Origin of the sequence: Mesorhizobium sp. C264A, from assembly GCF_040324515.1 — a bacterium.
Classification (GTDB): domain Bacteria; phylum Pseudomonadota; class Alphaproteobacteria; order Rhizobiales; family Rhizobiaceae; genus Mesorhizobium.
The window spans coordinates 351,292-373,933 of record NZ_JAMYVY010000001.1; the positions used below are offsets into that span (position 1 = coordinate 351,292).

Annotated in this window: 17 protein-coding genes; 10 read left to right on the top strand and 7 right to left on the bottom strand. The window is 63.8% G+C overall.

Annotated features, from left to right (window positions below):
* Window positions 1–30: 30 nt before the first annotated feature.
* Window positions 31–1,125, top strand: a complete 1,095-nt coding sequence (locus tag NKL04_RS01820) for an LLM class flavin-dependent oxidoreductase (RefSeq protein ID WP_023701136.1) — start codon at window positions 31–33, stop codon at window positions 1,123–1,125.
* Window positions 1,126–1,176: 51 nt separating this feature from the next.
* Window positions 1,177–2,037 carry an NADPH-dependent oxidoreductase gene (locus NKL04_RS01825; protein WP_023701135.1) on the top strand — a complete coding sequence of 287 codons (861 nt, stop codon included), beginning with the start codon at window positions 1,177–1,179 and terminating at the stop codon, window positions 2,035–2,037.
* 6 nt (window positions 2,038–2,043) lie between these two features.
* Here the strand turns inward: NKL04_RS01825 and gcvA are convergent, their stop codons facing one another.
* Window positions 2,044–3,054, bottom strand: coding sequence for a transcriptional regulator GcvA (gene gcvA / locus NKL04_RS01830; protein WP_352723180.1), 1,011 nt, complete (start codon window positions 3,052–3,054; stop codon window positions 2,044–2,046).
* 336 nt (window positions 3,055–3,390) lie between these two features.
* Between gcvA and NKL04_RS01835 the strand changes: the two genes are divergently transcribed.
* Together NKL04_RS01835 and NKL04_RS01840 are read left to right on the top strand one after the other, a co-directional pair.
* Window positions 3,391–4,986 carry an ABC transporter substrate-binding protein gene (locus NKL04_RS01835; protein WP_023701133.1) on the top strand — a complete coding sequence of 532 codons (1,596 nt, stop codon included), beginning with the start codon at window positions 3,391–3,393 and terminating at the stop codon, window positions 4,984–4,986.
* 94 nt (window positions 4,987–5,080) lie between these two features.
* Complete coding sequence (locus NKL04_RS01840) at window positions 5,081–6,676, top strand: ABC transporter substrate-binding protein (protein WP_023701132.1); 1,596 nt, start codon at window positions 5,081–5,083, stop codon at window positions 6,674–6,676.
* 80 nt (window positions 6,677–6,756) lie between these two features.
* On the opposite strand, the gene NKL04_RS01845 is transcribed toward NKL04_RS01840, so the two are convergent.
* Window positions 6,757–8,211 (bottom strand): FAD/NAD(P)-binding protein, encoded by a 1,455-nt coding sequence (locus NKL04_RS01845; protein ID WP_050593567.1) that lies wholly within the window; start codon window positions 8,209–8,211, stop codon window positions 6,757–6,759.
* Window positions 8,212–8,397: 186 nt separating this feature from the next.
* Here NKL04_RS01845 and NKL04_RS01850 point away from each other — a divergent pair, with 186 nt between their 5' ends.
* Window positions 8,398–10,845: an NtaA/DmoA family FMN-dependent monooxygenase gene (locus NKL04_RS01850; protein WP_023701130.1), complete on the top strand. Its 2,448-nt coding sequence runs from the start codon at window positions 8,398–8,400 to the stop codon at window positions 10,843–10,845.
* A gap of 33 nt (window positions 10,846–10,878) precedes the next feature.
* Here the strand turns inward: NKL04_RS01850 and NKL04_RS01855 are convergent, their stop codons facing one another.
* From NKL04_RS01855 to NKL04_RS01875, 5 genes are all read right to left on the bottom strand, one after another.
* The gene (locus NKL04_RS01855) at window positions 10,879–12,141 is read right to left on the bottom strand and encodes an FAD-dependent oxidoreductase (RefSeq protein ID WP_023701129.1); all 1,263 of its coding nucleotides are present in this window, start codon (window positions 12,139–12,141) and stop codon (window positions 10,879–10,881) included.
* Between the two features lie 8 nt (window positions 12,142–12,149).
* Complete coding sequence (locus NKL04_RS01860; protein ID WP_023701128.1) at window positions 12,150–13,367, bottom strand: acyl-CoA dehydrogenase family protein; 1,218 nt, start codon at window positions 13,365–13,367, stop codon at window positions 12,150–12,152.
* Window positions 13,368–13,382: 15 nt separating this feature from the next.
* Window positions 13,383–14,420: an ABC transporter substrate-binding protein gene (locus NKL04_RS01865; RefSeq protein WP_023701127.1), complete on the bottom strand. Its 1,038-nt coding sequence runs from the start codon at window positions 14,418–14,420 to the stop codon at window positions 13,383–13,385.
* A gap of 9 nt (window positions 14,421–14,429) precedes the next feature.
* A complete protein-coding gene (locus NKL04_RS01870; RefSeq protein ID WP_023701126.1) occupies window positions 14,430–15,614 on the bottom strand; it encodes an LLM class flavin-dependent oxidoreductase in 1,185 nt (394 codons plus the stop codon).
* 63 nt (window positions 15,615–15,677) lie between these two features.
* Window positions 15,678–17,288: an ABC transporter substrate-binding protein gene (locus tag NKL04_RS01875; RefSeq protein WP_023701125.1), complete on the bottom strand. Its 1,611-nt coding sequence runs from the start codon at window positions 17,286–17,288 to the stop codon at window positions 15,678–15,680.
* A 313-nt stretch (window positions 17,289–17,601) separates the two neighbouring features.
* Here NKL04_RS01875 and NKL04_RS01880 point away from each other — a divergent pair, with 313 nt between their 5' ends.
* Genes NKL04_RS01880 through NKL04_RS01900 form a run of 5 tightly spaced genes read left to right on the top strand, consistent with a single transcriptional unit; the run spans window position 17,602 to window position 22,589 of the window.
* Entirely contained in the window at window positions 17,602–18,588 is a 987-nt protein-coding gene (locus NKL04_RS01880; protein WP_023701124.1) for an ABC transporter permease, read from the top strand.
* Complete coding sequence (locus NKL04_RS01885; RefSeq protein WP_023701123.1) at window positions 18,589–19,587, top strand: ABC transporter permease; 999 nt, start codon at window positions 18,589–18,591, stop codon at window positions 19,585–19,587.
* A gap of 2 nt (window positions 19,588–19,589) precedes the next feature.
* The gene (locus tag NKL04_RS01890) at window positions 19,590–20,588 is read left to right on the top strand and encodes an ABC transporter ATP-binding protein (RefSeq protein ID WP_023701122.1); all 999 of its coding nucleotides are present in this window, start codon (window positions 19,590–19,592) and stop codon (window positions 20,586–20,588) included.
* The gene (locus tag NKL04_RS01895) at window positions 20,566–21,513 is read left to right on the top strand and encodes an ABC transporter ATP-binding protein (protein WP_023701121.1); all 948 of its coding nucleotides are present in this window, start codon (window positions 20,566–20,568) and stop codon (window positions 21,511–21,513) included. Before NKL04_RS01890 ends, NKL04_RS01895 begins: the two co-directional genes overlap by 23 nt.
* Before the next feature lie 20 nt (window positions 21,514–21,533).
* Entirely contained in the window at window positions 21,534–22,589 is a 1,056-nt protein-coding gene (locus NKL04_RS01900) for an aldo/keto reductase (RefSeq protein WP_023670876.1), read from the top strand.
* Window positions 22,590–22,642 lie beyond the last annotated feature (53 nt).

Consider the following 22,642-nt stretch of genomic DNA (forward strand, 5'->3'; position numbering starts at 1 on the left):
TCCACGCCCGACAAAAATACAGGCCCGACGATGAGCGCTGATCCCGAATTTCTCTGGTACATCCCGAACCAGGTCGATCCCGGTCACCGCGGCGAGCCGGCCGTCGAGGACCACAACAGCCTGGAGACGCTGACCAGCCACGCAAAGGCGCTTGAGGAACACGGCTGGAAGGGCGCGCTGATCGGTACCGGCTGGGGCCGGCCCGACACGTTTACCGTCGCCGCCGCGCTCGCCGCGCGGACCACCTCCTTCGAGCCGCTCATCGCGATCCGCCCGGGTTACTGGCGGCCAGCGCACTTCGCATCCGCGGTCGCCACGCTCGACCAGCTGACCCGCGGTCGCGTGCGTATCAACATAGTGTCGGGCAAGGACAACCTCGCTGCCTATGGCGACAGCGAAGGCGAGCAGAACCATCGCTATGCCCGCACCAGAGAGTTCATGCGGCTGGTTCGCAGACTTTGGACCGAAGAGAACGTCACCTTTGCCGGCGAGCACTTCAAGGTCACCGGGTCTACCGTCATGCCCCGCATCCCTGTCCGTGGAAACCGTCGCCATCCCAGGCTCTATTTCGGCGGCGCGTCGGAGGCGGCCGAGCGCGTCTCGGCCAGCGAGGCCGATGTCCAGCTGTTCTGGGGCGAGCCGCTCGACGGCGTCCAGGAGCGGATCGAGCGGCTCAAGGCCTTGAGCCGGGAACTTGACCGGGACCTCCCACCTCTACAATTCGGGTTTCGGGTCACCACGCTGGTCCGCGACACCACCGGGCAGGCCTGGACGGACGCCGAGGCGAAGGTCGCCGAAATGGCAAAGGGCCAGGGCGCCGGCTGGAATGATCATGGTCGGGCGGTAGCGGTAGGCCAGCAGCGTCTGCTCGATCTGCACACGCGCGGCGAGGTGCTGGACGACAATCTCTACACTGCGCCGGGCAAATATGGCGGCGGCGGCGCCGGCACCACCTGGCTGGTCGGCTCGGCCGCCGACGTGGCCAGTTCGCTCGGCAAGTACCGGGATCTGGGCATCACGCATTTCGTGCTCTCGGACACGCCGTATCTTTCCGAGATCAAGCGGCAAGGCGACCAGTTGCTCCCGCTATTGCGCAATAGGGTCCAAGCCGCGTTTGTTGAATGACGTGGGGTTGTCAGAACACCGAACGAGCCAGATCGCCAAATAGGGACGACAATGCCACAGCCGGCCGCTTTCAGCATCCGCCCTTCCGACGCCGACCTGCGCGGTGAAGCAGCACTAAGGCGGCGTTACCGGGCGCCGCAAGAGGCGAACACTGCAAACTGGAACGAAGCCCTCGAGGCGATCCTTTCACATCGCTCGGTCCGCAACTATCTCGCCAGGCCTCTGCCCGAAGGGACGCTCGAACTGATCATCGCTGCCGCCCAGTCGGCGCCGACCTCGTCCAATCTGCAGGCGTGGAGCGTCATCGCCGTCGAGGATCCGGCGCGCAAGGCGCGGCTTGCCGGACTGGCGGCGGTCAATCGCCATATCGAGCAGGCGCCGTTGCTGCTGGTTTGGCTGGCCGACCTGTCACGGCTGCGCGCCATTGCCGAGGCAAACAGCCGGGCGGGCGAGGGGCTCGATTATCAGGAGAGTTTTCTGCTGGCCGTGATCGACGCAGCACTTGCCGCGCAGAATGCCGTGGTGGCAATCGATGCGCTCGGGCTCGGCTCCTGCTACATCGGCGCCATGCGCAATCATCCTGAGGCCGTGGCGCAAGAGCTCGGCCTGCCGCCGGAAGCCGTGGCGGTGTTCGGCCTGACCGTTGGCTGTCCCGATCTCCTGGCTGCGACCGACATCAAGCCCAGACTGCCGCAGCGTGTTGTGCTGCATCGCGAGCGCTATCAGTCAGGCTTCGATCAGGACGATCTCGCAGCGTACAACCTGACGCTTCGCACCTTTCAGCAAGAGCAGTCGATGCCCGTTGTCGACTGGACCGAACTGATGTCGAACCGCATCGGCAGCACTGCGGCGCTGAAAGGCCGTGATCGCCTGGGTGATGCGCTCAAGGCGCTGGGCTTCAAGCTTAAATAGCCAAGGCTATTCGGCGGCAACGATGGCGATGCGCGCCGGCAGTGCTGCCGGCGGTGTGAAGTCGAGTGCGCCAACCCTTCGCGCCTCAGCCTTCAGCCAGCCATGGAAGCGCTCGACGGTCGCGAGCTTCGCCTTGTGTGGCGTCGTCGCGAAGTAATAGGAAAACTCGACCGGCTGCGGCGAGCCGAAAGGGCTGACCAGCCGCCCTGCCGCAAGGTCAGGCTCGGCCAGTCGGAATTTGCCGAGACCGATGCCCTTGCCGGCAACCGCGGCGTCGAGTACCAGCGAGGACTGGCTAAGCCGTATGCCGCCGTCGACAAGGCGGCCGGACAGGCCGTTGGATCGCAGCCAGCCCTTCCAGTCGGGGCAACTTGGATCGCGCTCCGGCCCGTCCTCATGCAGGATCGGCGCGTTACGCAGCCCTTCCGGTCCACGGAAGAGGCCGTGCGTGCGGGCAAATTCGGGGCTGCAGACAGGCAGCACCGCTTCCGAGAACAGCCGTTCCGTGATGAGGCCGCTATAGGCGCCCGAGCCGTAGCGGATGACACAGTCGATATCTTCGCTGGCAAAGTCGGCAAGCCTTGTCGATGCATCGACCAGTACTTCGAGTCCGGGCACCGCCTCACGCAGCGCGTCGAGGCGCGGGATCAGCCATTTGCTGGCGAAGGAGGGCGCGACCGACACCTTGATCGGCGCATCCTCCTCGTCGCCGGAAATACGCGCGACCGATTCGACAACGACGTCGAAAGCCTCGGTGAGCCCGGGCATCAGCGCCTGACCGGCCGAGGTCAGCAAAAGCTCGCCCCGGTTGCGCTGGAACAGCGGTTGCCCCAGGTGATCCTCCAGCAGGCGGATCTGCTGGCCGATGGCGGCGGGCGTGACATGGAGTTCTTCCGCCGCTCGCGTAAAGCTCAGGTGGCGGGCGGTTGCGACAAAGGCGCGAAGCGAGGTCAGCGGCGGAAGTCTCGCCAGCGTCGGTCGTAGCTTCCTCGGTTTGGCGCGAATGAGATCAACCATGAGGCGCATTCAACACGTTCGGACCCGGCGCGACGAGGGCGGGCTTTGCGCCAAAGCGCGCGGCGGAAAATTTCGTTTGCCGCAGCGTCGCGCCAGCGGGAACGGAAATCTAAAAAATCGCAATGTCTACTATTCTTGTAGAAATAAGACGGGCAGCACCGATTTGGGTGTCGGTCGGCTTCGCAGGCCTGGAATGAACCAGTCGTGCAAAGCGGCGCTTTCGGCCGACGATAGAAAATCATTCTTCCGGTTTTGCGCGACGGCAGGGATCATTGCGTCGAGGCGCCGGAGTGCGTTCGGCCGCCGGATGCAATCCGTTTTCCGGAGCCCAAGACCATGTCTGTCAATCGTCGTCATTTCAACCAGCTCTTGCTGCTTGGCGGTGCGAGCTTCGCATTGCCCGGCTTTTCCTTTGCAGCCGAAGGCACGCCCGTTCAGGGCGGCACGCTCAACTGGGCCTACTATCCCGATCCGACGTCGCTGATCGCCATCAACACCTCGTCAGGCACCGGCCAGGCGATCGGCCCCAAGGTGAATGAAGGCCTGCTTGATTTCGCCTACGACCTCACCCCGAAACCGCTGCTGGCCACGGAGTGGTCGATCAGCGATGACGGCCTGCGCTACACCTTCAAGCTGCGCCAGGGTGTCAAGTGGCATGACAGCAAGGACTTCACCTCGGAAGATGTTGCCTTCACCATCTTCCGGCTGAAGGAGGCGCATCCGCGCGGCCGCATCACCTACCAGAACGTGACAGCGGTCGAGACGCCCGATCCGCACACCGCCATTGTCGTGCTTTCGAAGCCGGCGCCCTATCTGATCACGGCGCTGAGCAGTTCGGAATCACCGATCGTGCCGAAGCATGTCTACGAAACGTTCAAGCCGGCAGAACAGCCCAAGCTGGAACAGACGATCGGCACCGGCCCCTTCGTTCTCAAGGAATGGGTGCCCGGCAGCCATCTGATCTTCGATCGCAATCCGAACTATTGGGATGCGCCAAGGCCTTACCTTGACCGCGTCGTGCTGCATGTCATTCTCGACCCGGCGGCACGCTCGGCGGCTCTTGAAACCGGCGAGATCGATATCGGCGCCAATCCCGTGCCGCTGGCCGATATCGAGCGGCTGAAGGCCAACCCCGCTTTGGTCGTCGACACCAACACCTATGCCTATTCCGGCCCGCAGCAGCAATTGTTCTTCAACTACGAGAACGAAATCCTGACCAAGCGCGACGTGCGTCTGGCCATCGCCCACGCGATCGACCTGCAGAAGCTGGTCGACATTGCGCTCTATGGCTATGCGCAGGTATCGCCAAGTCCCATCAGCACGGCACTGCCCAAATGGTATGACCCCAGCATCAAGGCGCGCGAACCCGACCCCAAACTGGCGGAGAAACTGCTCGACGATGCCGGCCATCCGCGCGGCGCCGAGGGCACGCGCTTTAAGCTCCGGCTCGCCTACAACGCGTTCCTGCCGGCGTCCTATGCCGATTTCATCAGGCAGTCGCTGGCAGTGGTCGGCATCGACGCCGAGATCCTGAAGCTCGATCTGTCGACGTTCCTGAAGACCGTCTACACCGACCGCGCCTGGGACCTGGTGGTTGAGTCGCTGTCGAACACCTTTGATCCGACGCTCGGCGTCCAGCGCGCCTACTGGTCGAAGAATTTCAAGATCGGCCTCGTCTTCTCCAACGCCAGCCACTATGCGAACCCCGAGGTCGACCAGATCCTCGAAGCCGCCGCAATCGAGCCCGACGAAACGAAACGGCGCGAGCTCTGGTACAAGTTCCAGCACATCATCCATGACGACGTGGTGTCGGTCGACCTCGTTGCGGCCGGTGCCCAGATTGTTGCCAACAAGAAGGTCAGGGATTTCGCACCCGGAGCGCAAGGCATCAACAACAGCTTCGCGCAGATCTGGCTCGCGCCAAACGCATAGGCGCTCGGATTGCCTTGCCTTGGATCGGTGCGTGAAACCACCGATCCCGACTTTTCCCCATAAAGACAAATCGCGCAAACGCGGAGTACCGACCATGACCATCAACCGACGCTTGTTCAATCAGTTCCTGCTGCTGGCCGGCGCGAGTACCGCCCTACCTGCCGGGGCCTTTGCCGAAGACGCCAAGCCGGTGGCGGGCGGCACGCTCAATTTCGTCTACTATCCCGAGCCCAACCAGATCGTTTCCATCAACACCAGCGCCGGTGGACCGGCCACCATCGGGCCGAAGATTTTCGACGGCCTGCTCGCCTACGACTACGACCTCAATCCAAGGCCGCAACTGGCCACCGAATGGTCGATCAGCGATGACGGGCTCGAATATGTCTTCAAGCTGCGGCCGGGGGTGAAATTCAGCGACGGCCATGATTTGACATCGCAAGACGTGGCCTTTTCGATCTCGCGGCTGCGTGAAGCGCATCCGCGTGGACGCATCACCTTCCAGAATGTCACCGACGTCGACACGTCGGATCCGCATGTGGTGAAAATCAAACTGTCTAAACCGTCCGCCGCGCTGATCTCGGGGCTGGCCGCGACGGAATCGCCCGTCGTGCCCAAGCACATCTACGAGAAGCTGAAGCCGGCGGACGATCCGTCCTTCGAGCAGATCATCGGCAGTGGACCGTTCGTGCTCAAGGAATGGGTCAAGGGCAGCCACATCATCGTCGAGAAGAACCCGACCTATTGGGATGCGCCAAAACCCTATCTCGACCGGATCATCTTCCGCTTCATCACCGATCCCGGCGCGCGCGCCGCGGCACTCGAGACGGGTGAAGTCGACATCGGCCCGAACCCGGTGGCGTTTGCCGATCTGGAGCGGTTCAAGGCGTTGCCGCAGTTCGTCGTCGATAGCACCGTCTTTGCCTATAGCGGCCCGCTGCACCAGCTGATCATCAACCTGGAAAACCCGATCCTGAAGGAGAAGAAGGTCCGTCAGGCAATCGCGCATGCCATCGATCTCGATGCGATCAATGCCATCGTGTTCTACGGCTATGGCCAAGTGTCGCCGACACCGATCAGCGTCGTCAACAAGAAGTATTTCGATCCCGATGTGAAGGCGGCGACCGTCGATACGGCGCTGTCGGAAAAACTGCTCGACGAGGCTGGCTTCAAGCGCGGAGCGGACGGCATCCGCTTCAAGCTCAGGCTCACCAACAATCCCTACAATCCGTGGGGCTATGCCGACTTCCTCAAACAGGCACTGGCCAAGATCGGCATCGACGCCGAGATCCAGAAATTCGACTTCGGCACCTATGTCAAAACCATCTACACGGATCGCACCTGGGACCTGTCGACGGAATCCTGCGGCAACATCTTCGACCCGAGCGCCGGTGCGCAACGGCTCTACTGGTCGAAGAACATCAAGATCGGGCTGCCATTCTCCAACGGCGCGCACTACGAGAACCCTGAGGTCGACCGGCTGCTGGAGGCCGCATCGGTGGAGCTTGACGAGGCCAAGCGCAAGCAGCTGTTCTTCAGGTTCCAGGAGATCATCGCCGACGAGTTGCCGATCATCAATCTGATCGCACCGCCGACCATCATCATTGCCCGCAAGGCCGTCAAGAATTACGCGCCGGGTGCTGAAGGCCTGTCGGCCAGTTTCGCAGACGCTTATATCGATCCGAACGCCTGAACCCGGCGGACATCAGCAAGAAAAGGGGCCGCGTCTCGACGCGGCCCTTTTCGTTTCTATGGTTTTGAGGTGCAGAACGGTCAGGCCAGAGCACGCAGCCTTGGGCTGGAGCCGACCAGAAGGCCGGCAAGGGCGATGGCTTGCGCCAGCTGTTCGCCGATGGAACTCGATTCCCAGGCGACGCCGCGCAGCGGATGGCCGATGGCAAACAGATTGCCGCGGGTCCTGCCGTCGCCGGAAATCACCTGGCCGTCATGCGTGGCGTCGATGCCGAACCCGGTCGCATGCGGCCTGACGATGCCGTTCTCCAGCAGGCTCTGGACAAACGGATCGGCGATCCGCCGCCAGTCATGCTCCTGATGGCCCCGGCAGTTGACGACACCGTCGAAACGCAGCCGTTCGACCGCGCCGCTATCGCGCCAGCGGATCTCGGCGACAATGCCGCCGGCTCGCGGATGCAGTGCCAGCACCCGTCCGGCGCCGCCCGCCCAACGGCCTTGGCTTTGCGCCAGTGCGACGCGCTCAAAGCTCGGCGGCGCCGCTCGATGCGCGGTGACGTCCCAGAAAGCGCGCAGATGGCGTGCGAACTTCAGGCGCTCCTTGTCGGTAGCGCCTTGCCACAGAGCCAGGATCCACGGCCGGATCGTCAAAGGCAGCCCTTGCCAGTCCAGCCCGGCGGCCTCGATGGCCCGGCGTTCGGCCTTTACCAAGGCAAGAAGCGCCCTCGTGGTTTTCGGCAGCGGCCGCCCGGTAAGAAAATCGCGCCACGCTTCGGTATTGCGCCGAGGTTCGACGATCTGTCCGCGCCGCGACACGACGCGATAGCTGCCCTTGAAGCCGCGCGCCTCCATGCTGGCGACGACGTCGACCATGCTGAGACTCGAGCCGATCAGCAGCAATTGCCTGCTGCCGGCAAGCCGGTCGAGCGCCGCCGGATTCCAGGGGTTGCAGACATAGCGGGGATCGCCGACGATGGCTGCTTCCGTGGCGGACGGCTCGCTCTGAAAAACACCTGTCGCCAGCACGGCCTCATCGGCCAGCAATTGCTGGCCGTCGCTGGTGCCGACGCAGACTCCGGACTGACCGGTCAGCATGTCGACGGCGGATGCCTTGATGTGGCGCAGCAAGGAACGCGGATCTGCTTCTCTGACGGCTCTGGTCAACTCCGACTGGACATAGCTGCCGAACAGCCAGCGCGGCGGGCTGGAGTCAGGCACATCCGCGGGCGGTGTCCAGCCATGCTTGGGCCCATTCGCCAGGAGCCAGCGGACGAGGTGATCTGGGTCGTCCGGGTGCAGCGAGAAGATGCGCGCCGCGCCGTTGACGAGGTGTTGTGGATCGACGGTGCTGTAGGCGACGCCGCGGCCGAGCTCTGCCCGTCGCTCGATGATGGTGATTGCCAGCGGTTCGGTCGAACGGTCGAGCAGCTTGATCGCGGCAACCGCGCCGGCAAAGCCACCGCCGACGATGATGATCGAGCGCGGGGTCGAACGCGGAGGGATGATCGAAGGCGGGGAGGAGGGGGTATGAAACATCAAGGACCTTTGCGACACCGACGGTGCGTGGCTCTAGCCCATCGCTCCCGCGCCGGCCATCGTGCTTTCCCTTGACCCGATGTCAAAAAACAATAATTGCCAGCTGGCGAAAGGCATTCTTTCGCTCAGTGGGTTTGGCAGGCGCTAGATAGGAACGCCCTTTTGCGATCAACCTGAAAGCCGCTGATGACTGAAGATCGAAAGATAAGGCTTGGCGCTTTCGTCCGCGGACCGGGCCATCATGTAGCTGCCTGGCGCCATCCCGATGTGCCGGCCAATCCGGGCCTGAGTTTTCAGCACTACGCGGACGCCGCGCGCACCGCAGAGCGCGGCCTCTTCGACATGGTGTTTCTTGCCGACAGCCTCAGCGCGCGCAATGGCGAGCAGCCGATCGAGACTTTTGAACGCACCGGCCATGTCGTGCATTTCGAGCCGCTGACGTTGTTGTCGGCGCTCTCGACGGTGACGCAGAGGATCGGGCTCGTCGCGACCGCTTCGACCACCTATTGGGAGCCTTTCCATCTGGCGCGCCTGTTTGCCTCGGTCGACCATCTGAGCGGCGGCAGGACAGGCTGGAATGTCGTCACCTCGGCCGATGCGCCCGCGGCCGCCAATTTCAGCCGCGACCAGCACCCCGTTCATGCCGATCGCTACGACCGCGCCGAAGAGTTCGTCGCCGTGGCGCAGAAGCTGTGGGACAGCTGGGACGACGATGCCTTCGTCGCCGACAAGGCTTCGGGGATCGCCATCGACCGGCACGGCATCCATGCTCTTGACCATGTCGGCAGGCATTTCCGCGTCAAAGGACCGCTCAACGTCGCCCGCCCACCGCAGGGCCATCCCGTCATCGTCCAGGCCGGTTCGTCCGATGCCGGCCAGCACCTGGCGGCGCGCACGGCGGAGGTGGTTTTCACGGCCCATCCGACCATCGAATCGGCGCGGGGTTTCTACAGCGAGCTGAAGGGCCGGCTGGGCTCGTTTGGCCGCTACGCCAACAGCTTGAAGATCATGCCCGGTGTCTTTCCGGTCGTCGCGCCGACACGTGCTGAAGCCGAGGACAAGTTCGACGCCATCCAGCGCCTGGTCGATCCGGTGGTCGGCGTGGCGCTGGTTTCCGGACTGCTCGGCGGCGTGGATCTCTCCGGTTATCCGCTCGACGGACCATTGCCGGAACTCGGCAGTTCCGATGCAGTGAAAAGCCGGCTGAAAGTCGTTTCCGAATTGGCCGCGAGCCGGAACCTGACGATCCGGCAATTGTACCTCGCCGTTGCCGGTGCACGTGGCCATTTCCAGATCGTCGGCACGCCAAAGGATGTCGCCGACATGATGGAAGAGTGGTTCACCGGCGGCGCGGCCGACGGCTTCAACGTCATGCCGCCGATCCTGCCGACGGGCCTCACCGATTTCGTCGATCTCGTCATCCCGGAGCTGCAGCGGCGCGGCCTGTTCCGCACCGCTTACGAAGGCAGCACGCTACGCGAGAATCTCGGCCTTGCGCGTCCGGTCCGTGGCGCCGCCGAACAGCAAAGAGAGGAAAGCATCATGAGCGACACGACGATCGACTCGACAACGTTTCGCCAATGGCTGGCGGACGGCGAGGAACTGGCGGTGCTGGATATCAGAGACAGCGCGGCTGTCGGATATGCATCGCCGCTGTTCGCCACCAATCTGCCCGCAGATCAGGTCGAGGCGGAGATCGACCGCTTCATCCCGCGCAAAGCGGTGCGCACCGTGCTGGCCGATGACGGCAGCTGCGTTGCCGAGCAACTTGTCGAACGGTTGTCCGGGCATGGTCGCAGCCAGCTTTTCGCACTGGCCGGTGGAATTCCTGAATGGACGAAAGGCGGCGTGGACGGCTTGCCGACCTTCGACACGCCGGGCGTCGATTTTTCGCTGGCGATCCGCGACGAGAAGGGAACGCCGGTCATCACCGTAGACGAACTTGAAGCGCTCAAAGGCCAGGGCGCCGACGTGGTGATCCTCGACAGTCGAACGGTGGCGGAGTTCGACAAGGACCATGTGCCGGGCGCCATCAGCGTGCCGGGCGCCGAACTGGTGCTGCGCTTCGCCGACCTGGTGCCGTCGCCGGAGACGCAGGTGGTCGTCTCCTGCGCCGGCCTGCCGCGCGCCATCATCGGCGCGCAGACGCTGATCGACGCCGGCGTGCCCAACAAGGTCGCCTATCTGCACGACGGCACCAAGGCGTGGCGCGAGGCCGGCCTCGAGCTGGAAACCGGCAGGACCGCTGCCTATGGTCCGGCCAGCGAGGACGCCAAGCGTTTCGCCGGGGAGCACATCGCAAAGCTTGCCGAGGGCGACGGTTTTCCGCGCATCGATGCGGCGACGGCCGCAGCCTGGGCGAGGGACGACAAGCGGACAACCTACCTGCTTGACGTGCGTACGCCGGAAGAGTTCGCCGAAGCGCATATTCCGGGGTCGACCACGTCGGAGGGTGGGCAGTTGCTCGGGGTCGCCTATCGCACCATCGCCGTGCGCGGCGCCCGCATCGTGCTGATCGACGATCTGCTTGGCGTCCGCGCGGCGACGACGGCGCACTGGCTGCAGCGGCGCGGCTTCGAGATCGCCATCCTCTTGCACGACTTCCAGTCGGCGAGCCTGGTGGAAGCGGCGTAAGGTAGGAGCACTGTCAGGCGATTTTTCGGGCTGCTATTCGGCGGCTTCCTGTTGACGGCGGCGGCCTGAGAGCACGTTCTTCTGCATCGCCGTCAGCGAAGAACGCACGGCTTTGGCGCCGTGCTCCAGCAATCTGGCCTCGTAGTGCGACAGTGCCTGGAGAAGCGGCTTGTCGCCGCGTTTGGCGGCCACGAGTTCGGGCACCAGCAAGCCGGCGTCGTAGATCGCGGTGTTGCCGCCGAGCGCGCGGAAATAGGTCATGGCGTGGATGGCGTCGCCAAGCAGCGTGACCCGTTTCGTCGGCCATGCATCGACAGGCTCGGAGCTGTGGACATGCAGCAGCGCCACTGTCGACGGATCGGTGTGGCGGATGAGGTTGAGGATCTCCGGATGCCAGTGGCCGATCTTCGAAACCAGCAGGTCGAGCAGGTCGGCACCGGAGAGCTTTGCCAGCATTTCATCCGTGGCCAGCTCGCCCTTTTCGTATGCGGTGTTCCACCAGACATAGCTGGTGGTGTTGTTGAAATGGAAACCGGCAATGTCCTTGTGGGTGTCGTCGTCCAGCCCGATCAGCCCATATCTACGATAGGCCTCGACATTGACGCGATGGCTGGTGACCATCAGCCCGTGACCTTCCGACGGCCGGATGCCGGCATTGTAGTCGAGCAGCAGCGGCGAGATCTGGTGAAGGGCTGCGGCATGCAGCGTCATCTTGCCGGCCAAGCGCCTGACGCCGGTGTCGAAGCTTCGCGCATGCGGCACCAACTGCTGGCGCACGCGCGAGCGGGCGCCGTCGGCGCCGACCAGCACATCGGCATGGATTGTCGAGCCGTCCTCGAAATGCGCCGTTACCGAACCGTCCGGCTGCTCCTCGTAGCGTGAAAAGACCTTGCCATGGCGCACGACACCGTCGAGGCCGGACAGCAGCACCTGGCGCAGCGTGATGCGGCTCACCGACTTTTCGATATGCGTGTCGTCAACCTCGCCCTGCGCATTGCCGCCACCCCAGGCATCCTCGCCCAAGGTTTCGAAATTCTCGTCGAGCAGGATGTTGCGGTCCGGCGCCTGGCCGAGCGTGGCGACAAAGGCTTCGTAGAGTTCCGGCGGCAGATTGGCGATCAGCGAATCGATGCCGCGCTGGCGGATGCGCAGGCGGAAACCCTGGACATAGTCGGTGCGGGCGCGATCCTTCTCGAAGACGGCGACGCCGATGCCGTTCTTCTTCAGGCCCTGCGCCAGTGTCAGGCCGCCAGGGCCTCCACCGACGATGGCGACTTCGACATGTTCGGATGCCATGACGCCGCTCACCCGACCGCCTTGAGCCTGGGTTTGACAGCAACAGCCGGCGGCTCGGCTACCTGAGGGGCAGCGTGGCGGCTGAGCGCCGCTTTGGCGGCGATCGTGCGGATCATGTGGTTCTGTGGTGCATGCGAGCGCGCGGTCAGCGTATCGCGATGGTGGCGCTCGAGCTGGAAGTCTCTGTTGAGGCCGGGATTGCCGGCAAGCTCCAGCGCCAGCGAGGTGACGGCAACGGCATTGTCGATGACGACATGCCTGACCGTCATGCCGTCGGTGCCGACCGGTCGGCCGGCATCGACATCTTCGGCGAGCGAACGCAGCAGCCGCGTGCTGGTCGCAAGCCGAACCTCGATGTCGCCCAGCCCCGCCTGGATGTGCGGCACCGTCGATAGCGGCGCGCCGAGGCTCGCCGGCGCGTGCGTGGTGACGAAGGAGGCCAGCCGGTCACGGGCCGCGTGGGCCGCACCATGGTAGACAGCGCCGATCAGCGAAAAGAAGAACGCTGTCGGCCCTTCTTCACGCCTCAGCGGTTCAGACGCCGGCTGCGCCTCGGTGATGTCTTCGGCAGGCACCACGACATTGTCGAGGATGACATCGTCGCTGGCGGTGGCCCGCATGCCGGCGGCATTCCATGTCTTTTCGACGCGCAATCCCGGCGCATTGGTCGGCACCAGGAACGAGGCGAGGCGCGGTTGCGGCTCGTCGGTCAGCGCCAGCAAGTTCACCCATTTCAGAATGGGAATGCCGGTGACGTAATTCTTGTGGCCGGATATCCGCCAGACATTGCCGTCGCGCCGGGCAATGGTTTCGGGCGGCTTGCCATGAGCGGGCGAGCCGATCCCCGGCTCGGCCTGCGCGGCGTTGATCAAAGCAGGGCCGAGGCGGCCGGCCTCGACAATCCGCTGCACCAGATGGCGCGGCCATTTGCCGGATTTCCGCAGCGCGTACTGGCTGTTGTAATGCATGGCCAGCACCAGCGCCGTCGACGGCTCGCCACGGCCGATCTCGGCGATCACTGCCTGGGCTTCCACCAGCCCGCCACCGAGGCCCCCATGCTCGCGCGCCGTCACCAGGCCAAGCAGCCCGGCCTGGTGAAGCCGGTCGAAATTGGCGAACGGAAAATCCCCGGTCGCGTCGTGATGCGCGGCGGTCAGCGCGAAGTCGTTGGCAAGGCCGGCTGCCGTGTCGAGGAGTTGTGGAAACTCGGGAATGGTCGAGGTCATGAAGCTGGCTTCCTCTCAGGCGGCGGCGCGAATGGTCACCAGATCGAGCGGCCGGCGATCGACCCATTTCTCGACGTCGAAATCGCTGGCGAGAAAACCCCAGTCGCACAGGAAATCCTTGTAGTGGGAAACCGCCGCGATGAGCTCGGGCTGCAGCCCGAGGCCGAGATGTTTGTGGACATCCGGACCGTTGGCCGCCAGCACCTGCTCTTCGGTGGCGCCGGATTCGCGGGCAACGAAGCGCCGCGTCTCGTCGGGATGCGCCTCGGCCCAGGCGCTGGCGCGCAGGATCGTCTCGATCAGCCGAGCGATCAGTTCGGGGCGTTCTTTTGCCAGCAAATCGTCGACGGTCAGCACGCGCGGCGAACCGGAATTGATGCGGATATTGGGCTCCGGGTGGAAGCCGAATTCGGCGACCTGGATGGCGCCGATCAGATTGGCGACATTGATGCCGGCCGTGCCCTTGACATAGATGGCGTCGACGTCGCCACGGATCAGGGCTGCTGCCTCCTCGCCATAGGCCTGCTTGCGCTTGAGGCCGAACAACGATGGCCCTTCCTGGCTGTCGAGCACACTGTCGGTCAGCGCGATGTCGACGATCTCGACGTCGGCATGGCTGAGGCCCTCGAGCGACAGCGCCGATACCAGGCCCTTCAGCGCCGTCGCCCGCATGAAGTCGACGATGCCTTCGGGACGCCGGGCGATGCCGAAGCGGCGGCCTTTCAGGTCTCTGGTCGTTTTGATGCCGGAGCCGGGCAAGGCGATGATGGCCTGGAACTCGTCGGTCCAGGTGATGCCTACGAGACGCGTCTTGCGCCCTTCGGAACGGGCACGGATCGGCGGCACGTTGCCGCCGTGGCGGAACGACCAGTCGAGCGTGTGGTTGAAATGGCTTTGGCGGATATCGCGGTTGGGCGAGTCGATGATCGACTTCAATTCGATCCCTTCCTTGCGGAAGGTTTCGTCGAGAAGCCCGAGTTGTGCCGCAAGTCCGACAGGCGTCGGCACCGGGCAGCGTGTGTACCAGATTTCGGAGATCGCAGTCGTGGTCATGATTGCTCCTCAGACGTTGCGCAGGCCGGCCTGCTTCATCAGCGGCAGGATGTTCTCGCCGAAGAATTCGAGATCCGGCTTGAAGTCGAAGAAGGACAGTTGCAGTCCGTCGATGCCGGCGTCCTTGAGCTTGACGAACTGGTCGACGATCTGCTCGGGCGTGCCGATGAGATAGATGTTGCCGCCGACCTTGGCGTAGGGATCGTCACGGCCTTCTCGACCTTTCCAGGCCTGGGCGTCGCTGTTGAAGGTCTGGAAGCCTTTCGGCGTGCGGCTGTCGGCATGGGCGACGATCTGGTCGGCGACCGCCCAGGCTTCCTTCTCGGTCGGACGGCTGATGACCAGCGGGTTGAGCAGCGTGCGCACGGTGCGGCCGACACCGAGGGCCGCGTCCTTTACCTTCTTGGTATGCGCCGGCAGCGCCTCCAGCGCGCTGGCTATGTCTGAGCCGGCCGAGCTGGTGACGAAGACGATGTCGGAGTAACGGCCGGCAAAGGAAATGCCGGCGTCGGAGCCGGTGGCGTTGACCAGGATCGGCCGGCCGTAATTCGGCTTCGGCGTGACAAAGCCGCCGTTGAGCTTCCAGCTCGATTCTCCGGAGAAGGAGAAATTCTCGTCGTCCTGCCACAGCCGCTGCAGCACTTCGACAAACTCGGCGGCGAGTTCGTAGCGGCGGTCATGCTCGATGCGGTTCCAGCCGAACATCTCGTGTTCGACGGCGCGATGGCCGGTGACCACATTGATGCCCCAGCGGCCGCCGGAGATGTGGTCGAGAGTAGCGCCGAATTTCGCCAGATGCAGCGGATGCCACGGGCCGTAGAGAACATGCATGGTCGAGATCAGCATGATCCTCTTGGTGATCGCGGCCATGGCTGCGATGGACACGAAACTGTCAAGCGCCTGGCCGTTGAAGACACCGCCATAACCACCCTTGGGCAGCCATTGGCTGAGGGCAAAGACAAGGTCGAAGCCAAGCTCTTCCGCCCTGAGCGTCAGGTCGCGATTGTAGTCGAAGCGCCAGTCGGTCGAACGCTCCAGGGTCGAGTTGGTCCAACCACCGGCCTGGATCGGCAGGAACAGCCCGAGCAGCACCGGCTGCTGAAGCGCTTTCGACAGCGGGCTGTCGGGATAATCGGTGGGCGCCCTGAAGAAGGGCGTGCCGACGATGGAACCAGGCTTATGGGCGAGCGTCATGGCGAACTTTCTCGGATGGAGGCAGGGAACCCGTGCGTGAAGACCGCGCACGGGTTTGGCGGATCAGGCGACGATGTGGGCTGTTGCGAGGGAGCCGGCATTGCCCTCGGCGCCTACCGTGTGGTCGGCGATGCGCTTGTTGTAGAGGGTGATTTCCGGCTGGCTGACGATGCCGATGTCGGGCAGGTCCTCGACCAGGATCTGCTGGATCGCGGCCCATTGCTCGAAGCGCTTTTCGTGGTCGACCTCGACAGCGGCCGCTTCAAGAAGTTCATCGACCTTGGGGTTGCTGTATTTCGAGCCATTCGAGAACGGCACGCCCGGCTTGAAATTCTTCGACCAGTAGAGGCGCTGCACGCCGACCGTCGGGTCGAACAGATTGCTCATGCCGTTAAAGGTGAAGTCGAAATCACGGTCGGTGTAGATGCGCTTGGTGTAGGTGGCGAAATCCTGGCTGCGCACGGTGACCGCGATCCCGACCGCGGACAGCGCCTGCTTGATGTATTCAGCGCCACGCTTGTAGGTCTCACCGCTCGGAACATAATCGTGGACAAGCTTGAGCCGGACGCCGTCGGCGTCGCGCGGCAAGCCTGCCTGGTCGAGCAGTTTCTCAGCGGCAGCAATGTCGACCGGATAGGTCTTCAGGTCGGCGACGAACCACTTCTTCAGATTGGGATTGATCGGGCCCGGAATGGTCGCGCCATAGCCGTAGTTGATGGTGTCGCGGATGATGTCGCGGTCGATGACATGGGCGAAGGCGCGGCGGACGCGAACATCCTGGAAATAGGGTTTCTCCAGGTTGAACTCGACCCGGCTGATGCCGTTGGAATACTGGTAACCCTGCTTCTCGAAGCCGATATGCGGCAGCGTTTCGAAGCGCTGCAAATCGCTGTACGGGATCGGCGTTGCCGGCGCCAGGTCGATCTCGCCGGTCTCGAGCGCCAGTGCGCGTCCCGAGGCGTCCGGAATGAAACGCACGATCAGCCGGTCGAGATAGGGGCGCGGTGCATCCCAATAGCCGGGGTTGCGTTCGTAGACGATGTGGCTGCCACGGACCCATTCCTTGAAGACGAATGGGCCGGTGCCGATCGGAGCCGTGTTGACCGGATTCTCGGCGGCCTTGCTGCCGTCATAAAGATGCTTCGGCACGATCGGCGTTTCGGCCGCGGCCAGCGCCGTGATCAGGTAAGGTGCCGGCTTCGACAGAACCAGCGTCACGGTCAGCGGATCCGGCGTCTGGATTTCGACAAGGTTGAGGAAGGTGTTGCGGCCGCGCGGATGAACCTCCTTGATCGTGGCGATCGAATAGGCGACGTCGGCAGCGGTGAATGGCTGGCCGTCATGCCACTTCACGCCTTCGCGCAGCTTGAATGTGTATTGCAGGCCATCGTCGCTGACCGACCACTGCCTGGCCAGCGATGGCCGCGGCGTGAGATCGAAATCATAGGTCAGCAGGCCCTCGGTGGTCTTTGCCGAGACGTAGACCGAATTGAATGCGGTGTGGGCGATCGTCGTCAGCACCGGCGGGTCGGCCGAGAGCAGCAGCGTCGCCGTCCCACCCTGTTTCGGCTCGGCTGCGTAGGCACTGCGCGATGCGGGCAACAGGGTGGCTCCGAGCACTGTCGCCGAAAGGCCGAGGAACCTGCGGCGGTTCGGAATGAGGAAATGAGACATCGCGCCCTGGTCCTTTTTTGCTGCCGACCCCGATCGACCGGTTGTCGGCCGCCGGGTGAAAAATCCGTCGTTCCAAGAGCGGGGCCGTTTGTGAAAAGATTTGGCCGATCCGCTCCCGCACGTAAGATTTCATACTTCAAATGGCTATTTTTGTAGCATGAAATGAAATTCTATTCTGCAATGCTGCCATTTGCAGAACAAAATTTCTTAAATCAGGTTTGACAATGTCTATAAATCTTGTCAACTAAAAAGCACGGAACTTCCGGGAAACAGCAAACCCGCATCGTCAGCCACAGCCGGGATAGCGAAAACGATGTCGACCCTGACGCGCATTGGCAGAACCTTCCGGCGCACGGCCATCCAGGCGGTGCCAACCGTTCTGGGCATCGTCATCCTGAACTTCTTCCTGCTGCAGCTTGCGCCGGGCGATGCTGCCGACGTCATGGCCGGCGAGGCCGGTTCGGCCACGGTGGAAACCATGGCTGCGCTGCGCGAGCGCTTCGGGCTCGACAATCCGCTGCTCGTCCAGCTGTTCAACTATCTCTACAACCTGGCGCATTTCAGCCTCGGCTTTTCGCCGCGCTACGGCATGCCGGTCGCCGACCTGATCGGCCAGCGGCTGCCGGGCACACTGTTGCTGATGGCGGTGGCGCTGAGCATCGCCATCGCACTCGGTCTCGTCCTCGGATCGTTGATGGCGGTGTTTTCGGGACGCCTGCCGGATCGTCTGCTTTCGGTCGTTTCGCTGCTGTTCTATTCGATCCCGGGCTTCTGGATCGGGTTGATGCTGATCGTGCTGTTCTCGGTCAAGCTCGGCTGGCTGCCGAGCGGCGGTTCGGGAACCATAGGCAGCAACCTGACCGGCCTTGCCGGCGTGTGGGACAAGGTGCGCTACATGATCTTGCCGGCGCTGTCGCTGGCGCTGTTCTACGTGGCGATCTATGCGCGGCTGACGCGGGCGGCGATGCTGGAAGTCCAGTCGCAGGACTACGTGCGAACCGCCGCCGCCAAGGGCCTGTCGCCGACCATCATCACCATCCGCCATGTCCTGCGCAACGCGCTGATCCCCATCACCACCATGGCCGGCATGCATGTCGGCGGCATGCTTGGCGGCGCCGTGGTTGTCGAGACCGTCTATTCCTGGCCCGGCCTCGGGCGCCTCGCCTTCGAGGCGGTCATGGGCCGCGATTTCACGGTGCTGCTCGGCATCCTGCTGCTGTCGTCGCTGCTGGTCATCGTCGCCAATGCGACGGTCGATCTGCTGCACGCCTGGCTCGATCCCCGCATCGGAGTGCGCTGAATGGCTTCCACCGATTTCGTCACGGGCGACGCCCGCTCCCGCCGCGCCTATGCCGAGGCTCGCGAGCCTGCGGCACCGGCTGAACCCGAGGCGAAGAGCTGGAGCAATCTTCACGCGCCCGACGCGCGCTCCGCCTCTGCGGCGTCGGTACCGATTGCAGCCGGCGGCCGGGCGCTGAGGATTTTCCTGCGCAATCCCAACGCCATGTTCGGCGTGGTGTTCCTGTCGCTGGTCGTGCTCGCAGCATTGCTGGCGCCCGTCGTTTATCCGGCCGATCCGCTGTCGATGGTGGCGCGGCCCTTCCTTTGGCCGGGGCAGAATCCTGGCTTTCCGCTGGGCACCGATTCCATGGGCCGCGACGTGCTTTCCGGCATTCTGCACGGTGCGCGGATTTCACTGTTCGTCGGCCTGGTGGCGACAGCACTTGGCCTGAGCTTCGGCATCCTTGTCGGCGCCACCGCCGGCTATTTCGGCGGCTGGATCGATGACGTGCTGGTGCGCCTGATCGAGATCTTTCAGACCATACCGAGCTTCGTGCTTCTGGTCGTCATGGTGGCGATCGCGCAACCGACGGCGCTTGTCGTGACGGTGGCGATCGCCGTCATCACCTGGCCGACGGTGGCGCGGCTGACCCGCGCCGAATTCCGCGCCATTCGCGAAAAGGATTTCGTCATGGCCGCGCGCAGCCTCGGCTATGGCCATGCCCGCATCATCTTTCGGGAGATATTGCCAAACGCGCTGCCGCCTTTGATCGTGACCTCGTCGGTGATGGTGGCAACCGCAATCCTGATGGAATCGGCGCTGTCCTTCATGGGCCTCGGCGATCCCAATGTCGTCAGTTGGGGTTCGATGATAGGAGCGGGCAGGGAGTTGATCCGCACCGCCTGGTATCTGACAGCACTGCCGGGGCTTGCGATCGTCTTCACCGTGCTGGCGCTGAACCTGATCGGCGACGGCCTCAACGACGCGCTCAACCCGCGCTTCTCGCAGGAGCGCTAGAGATGGCCGCTGCTTTGCTCAAGGTCGACAATCTGACGGTTCGCTTCCCGAGCACCGAGCCGGTCAGCCGGCTGAGTTTCGAGGTCGGCGAAGGCGAGACGCTGGCGATCGTCGGCGAATCGGGCTCCGGCAAATCGCTGACAGCACTTGCCCTGATGCAGCTTCTGCCGCGCTCGGCGAAGATCCCCAATGGAAGGATCGAGTTCGCCGGCAGGGATCTGCTCGGTCTAGACCAGAAGGCGATGCGGAACCTGCGCGGGCGCGAGATCGCCATGATCTTCCAGGAGCCGATGACGTCGCTCAACCCGGTGCTGACCATCGGCCGGCAGATCACCGAGGTACTGACGCTGCACGAAGGCATACGCGGCAAGGCAGCGCGGAACCGTGCCATCGAGCTTCTCAATCTGGTGCGTATTCCCGATCCGCAGCGGCGCATCGACGACTATCCCCACCAGCTTTCCGGTGGCATGCGCCAGCGAGTCATGATTGCCATTGCCGTTGCCTGCCGTCCGCGCCTGCTGATTGCCGACGAACCTACGACGGCGCTGGATGTGACCATCCAGGCGCAGGTGCTCGACCTGCTCGATACGCTGCGCCGCGAACTGTCGATGGCTGTCGTGCTCATCACCCACGATCTCGGCGTCGTCGCGCAGTGGGCCGACAAGGTCGTCGTCATGTATGCAGGACGCAAGGTTGAACAGGCGCTGCCCGGCGCGCTGTTCAGAACTCCGCTCCATCCCTATACGCGCGGCCTGCTGGCCGCTTCGCCAAGGCTGAAGATCAATCTGCACTACCGCGACGCCAGGCTGACGGAGATACCCGGCAGCATCGTCTCGGCCGCTGGCGAGAAAGGCTGCCCGTTCCGGCCGCGCTGCGCGGTGGCGCGCGATAGCTGCGCCCATTTCGTGCCCGACCTCGTCGAGGTGAGCGAGGATCGCCTCGTCGCCTGCCCCTACAGCTTCATTCCGGAGGTTGCGCATGGCGCTGCTCTCGGTCTCTGACCTCTCCACGCATTTCCATGCTCAGGGTGGTGCGTTGCGCGCCGTCGACGGCGTCTCGCTCGAGGTCGGACGCGGCGAAACGGTTGGCCTCGTCGGCGAAAGCGGCTGCGGAAAATCGACCCTCGGCAAGACGATCATGCGGCTGGTCGATCCGACCAGCGGCAAGATCGAGTTCAACGGCACCGACATCACCGTTCTCGACGCCCGCCGGCTGAAGGCGGCGCGCCGCAACATCCAGATGATTTTCCAGGATCCGTTCGCGTCGCTCAACCCGCGCCACACAATTGGCGACATCCTGACCGCGCCGCTGAAAGTCCATAGCATCGGCAACAAGGCCGAGCGGCGCAAGATTGTAGAGGATATCATCGAGCGCGTCGGTCTGCCCAAGGATTCGCTTGGCCGCTACCCGCATGAATTTTCCGGTGGTCAGCGCCAGCGCATCGGCATCGCCCGGGCACTGATCCTCAATCCGGAACTGGTCGTCTGCGACGAGCCGGTGTCGGCACTCGACCTTTCGATCCAGGCCCAGATCCTCAACCTGCTGGTCGACATGAAACGGCAGCTCGGCCTGTCCTACCTGTTCATCTCGCATGATCTGTCGGTGGTCCGCTATTTCGCTGACCGGGTGCTGGTCATGTATCTCGGACGCATCGTCGAAAGCGCCGACAATGCGACGCTGTGGACCTCGCCAAAACATCCCTACACGCGCGCACTGATGGACGCCGTGCCGGACCCGGCGCGCCGGCGCCAGGCAGCGCCGATCCATGGCGATCTGCCGAGCCCGCAGAACATCCCCAGCGGTTGCCGTTTCCACACGCGCTGCCCGCTGGCGACGGATCTCTGCCGTTCGCAGGAGCCTGCATTCCGGGCGATCGCGGCGGGGCATCACGTCGCTTGCCACTACGCCGAACCAACCCTCAACTGAAAGTTCAACGGAGCAAAACAATGTCCGATTACCGCTATCTCGGCCGCAGCGCCCTGAAGGTTTCCCCGCTCAGCCTTGGCACCATGATGTTCGGCGGGCCGACCGAGGAGACGGTCGCGCACCGCATCATCGACAAGGCGCGCGAGCAAGGCGTCAATTTCATTGACACCGCCGACGTCTACCACAATGGCAAGTCCGAGGAAGTTGTTGGCCGCGGCATCAAGGCGACGCGCGATCATTGGGTGGTGGCGACCAAATTCGTCAACTCGCATGACAAGGGTCCCAATCTCGGCGGCCATTCACGCAAATGGGTGATCCAGACCGTCGAGAACAGTCTGCGGCGCCTGGGAACAGACTACATCGACCTGTTCTATTTCCACCGCGCCGTCTTCGATGCGCCGCTGGAGGAGCCGGTGCGGGCCATCGCCGACCTGATCCGCCAGGGCAAGCTGCGCTATTTCGGCGTGTCGAACTTCCGTGGCTGGCGCATCGCCGAAGTCGCGCATCTCGCCGATGAACTCGGCATCGACCGGCCGGTGGCCAGCCAGCCGCTCTACAACATCGTCAACCGCACCGCCGAGGCCGAGCAACTGCCGGCGGCAGCCTATTTTGGTCTTGGTGTCGTCTCCTACAGCCCGCTGGCGCGCGGCGTGCTGACCGGCAAATACGAGCCCAACCAGGCGCCAGCCGCCGACACTAGGGCCGGGCGTGGCGACAAGCGTATCGCCGAGACCGAGTGGCGCCCGGAATCGATCGAGATCGCCAGGCAGATCGCGGCGCACGCAAAGTCGCGCGGTGTCTCGGCCGCCGATTTCGCGCTGGCCTGGGTGCTCAACAACCGGCTGATCACGGCGGCGATCGCCGGTCCGCGCACTGAGGAACAGTGGGACAGCTACGCCAAGGCGCTGGACTTCAGGCTGACCGCCGAGGACGAGGCCTTTGTCGACCGCCTCGTCACCGCCGGCCATGCCTCGACGCATGGGTTCAACGATCCGAGCCATCCGGTCGAAGGCCGTGTGCCGCGTTCCGAGCCGGCCGCACCGATCCCGCTGACGCGGCCTCTGCGCGCCGCCTGACGGTCAGCTGTGGACTGGCGGGGCCGGCGGCCCCGTCAGAGTCTCCAATCATT

Coding starts and splice junctions, on each gene's coding strand:
- NKL04_RS01820 (WP_023701136.1), top strand. CDS start 31: ATGAGCGCTGATCCCGAATTTCTCTGGTACATCCCGAACCAGGTCGAT.
- NKL04_RS01825 (WP_023701135.1), top strand. CDS start 1,177: ATGCCACAGCCGGCCGCTTTCAGCATCCGCCCTTCCGACGCCGACCTG.
- gcvA (WP_352723180.1), bottom strand. CDS start 3,054: ATGGTTGATCTCATTCGCGCCAAACCGAGGAAGCTACGACCGACGCTG.
- NKL04_RS01835 (WP_023701133.1), top strand. CDS start 3,391: ATGTCTGTCAATCGTCGTCATTTCAACCAGCTCTTGCTGCTTGGCGGT.
- NKL04_RS01840 (WP_023701132.1), top strand. CDS start 5,081: ATGACCATCAACCGACGCTTGTTCAATCAGTTCCTGCTGCTGGCCGGC.
- NKL04_RS01845 (WP_050593567.1), bottom strand. CDS start 8,211: ATGTTTCATACCCCCTCCTCCCCGCCTTCGATCATCCCTCCGCGTTCG.
- NKL04_RS01850 (WP_023701130.1), top strand. CDS start 8,398: ATGACTGAAGATCGAAAGATAAGGCTTGGCGCTTTCGTCCGCGGACCG.
- NKL04_RS01855 (WP_023701129.1), bottom strand. CDS start 12,141: ATGGCATCCGAACATGTCGAAGTCGCCATCGTCGGTGGAGGCCCTGGC.
- NKL04_RS01860 (WP_023701128.1), bottom strand. CDS start 13,367: ATGACCTCGACCATTCCCGAGTTTCCACAACTCCTCGACACGGCAGCC.
- NKL04_RS01865 (WP_023701127.1), bottom strand. CDS start 14,420: ATGACCACGACTGCGATCTCCGAAATCTGGTACACACGCTGCCCGGTG.
- NKL04_RS01870 (WP_023701126.1), bottom strand. CDS start 15,614: ATGACGCTCGCCCATAAGCCTGGTTCCATCGTCGGCACGCCCTTCTTC.
- NKL04_RS01875 (WP_023701125.1), bottom strand. CDS start 17,288: ATGTCTCATTTCCTCATTCCGAACCGCCGCAGGTTCCTCGGCCTTTCG.
- NKL04_RS01880 (WP_023701124.1), top strand. CDS start 17,602: ATGTCGACCCTGACGCGCATTGGCAGAACCTTCCGGCGCACGGCCATC.
- NKL04_RS01885 (WP_023701123.1), top strand. CDS start 18,589: ATGGCTTCCACCGATTTCGTCACGGGCGACGCCCGCTCCCGCCGCGCC.
- NKL04_RS01890 (WP_023701122.1), top strand. CDS start 19,590: ATGGCCGCTGCTTTGCTCAAGGTCGACAATCTGACGGTTCGCTTCCCG.
- NKL04_RS01895 (WP_023701121.1), top strand. CDS start 20,566: ATGGCGCTGCTCTCGGTCTCTGACCTCTCCACGCATTTCCATGCTCAG.
- NKL04_RS01900 (WP_023670876.1), top strand. CDS start 21,534: ATGTCCGATTACCGCTATCTCGGCCGCAGCGCCCTGAAGGTTTCCCCG.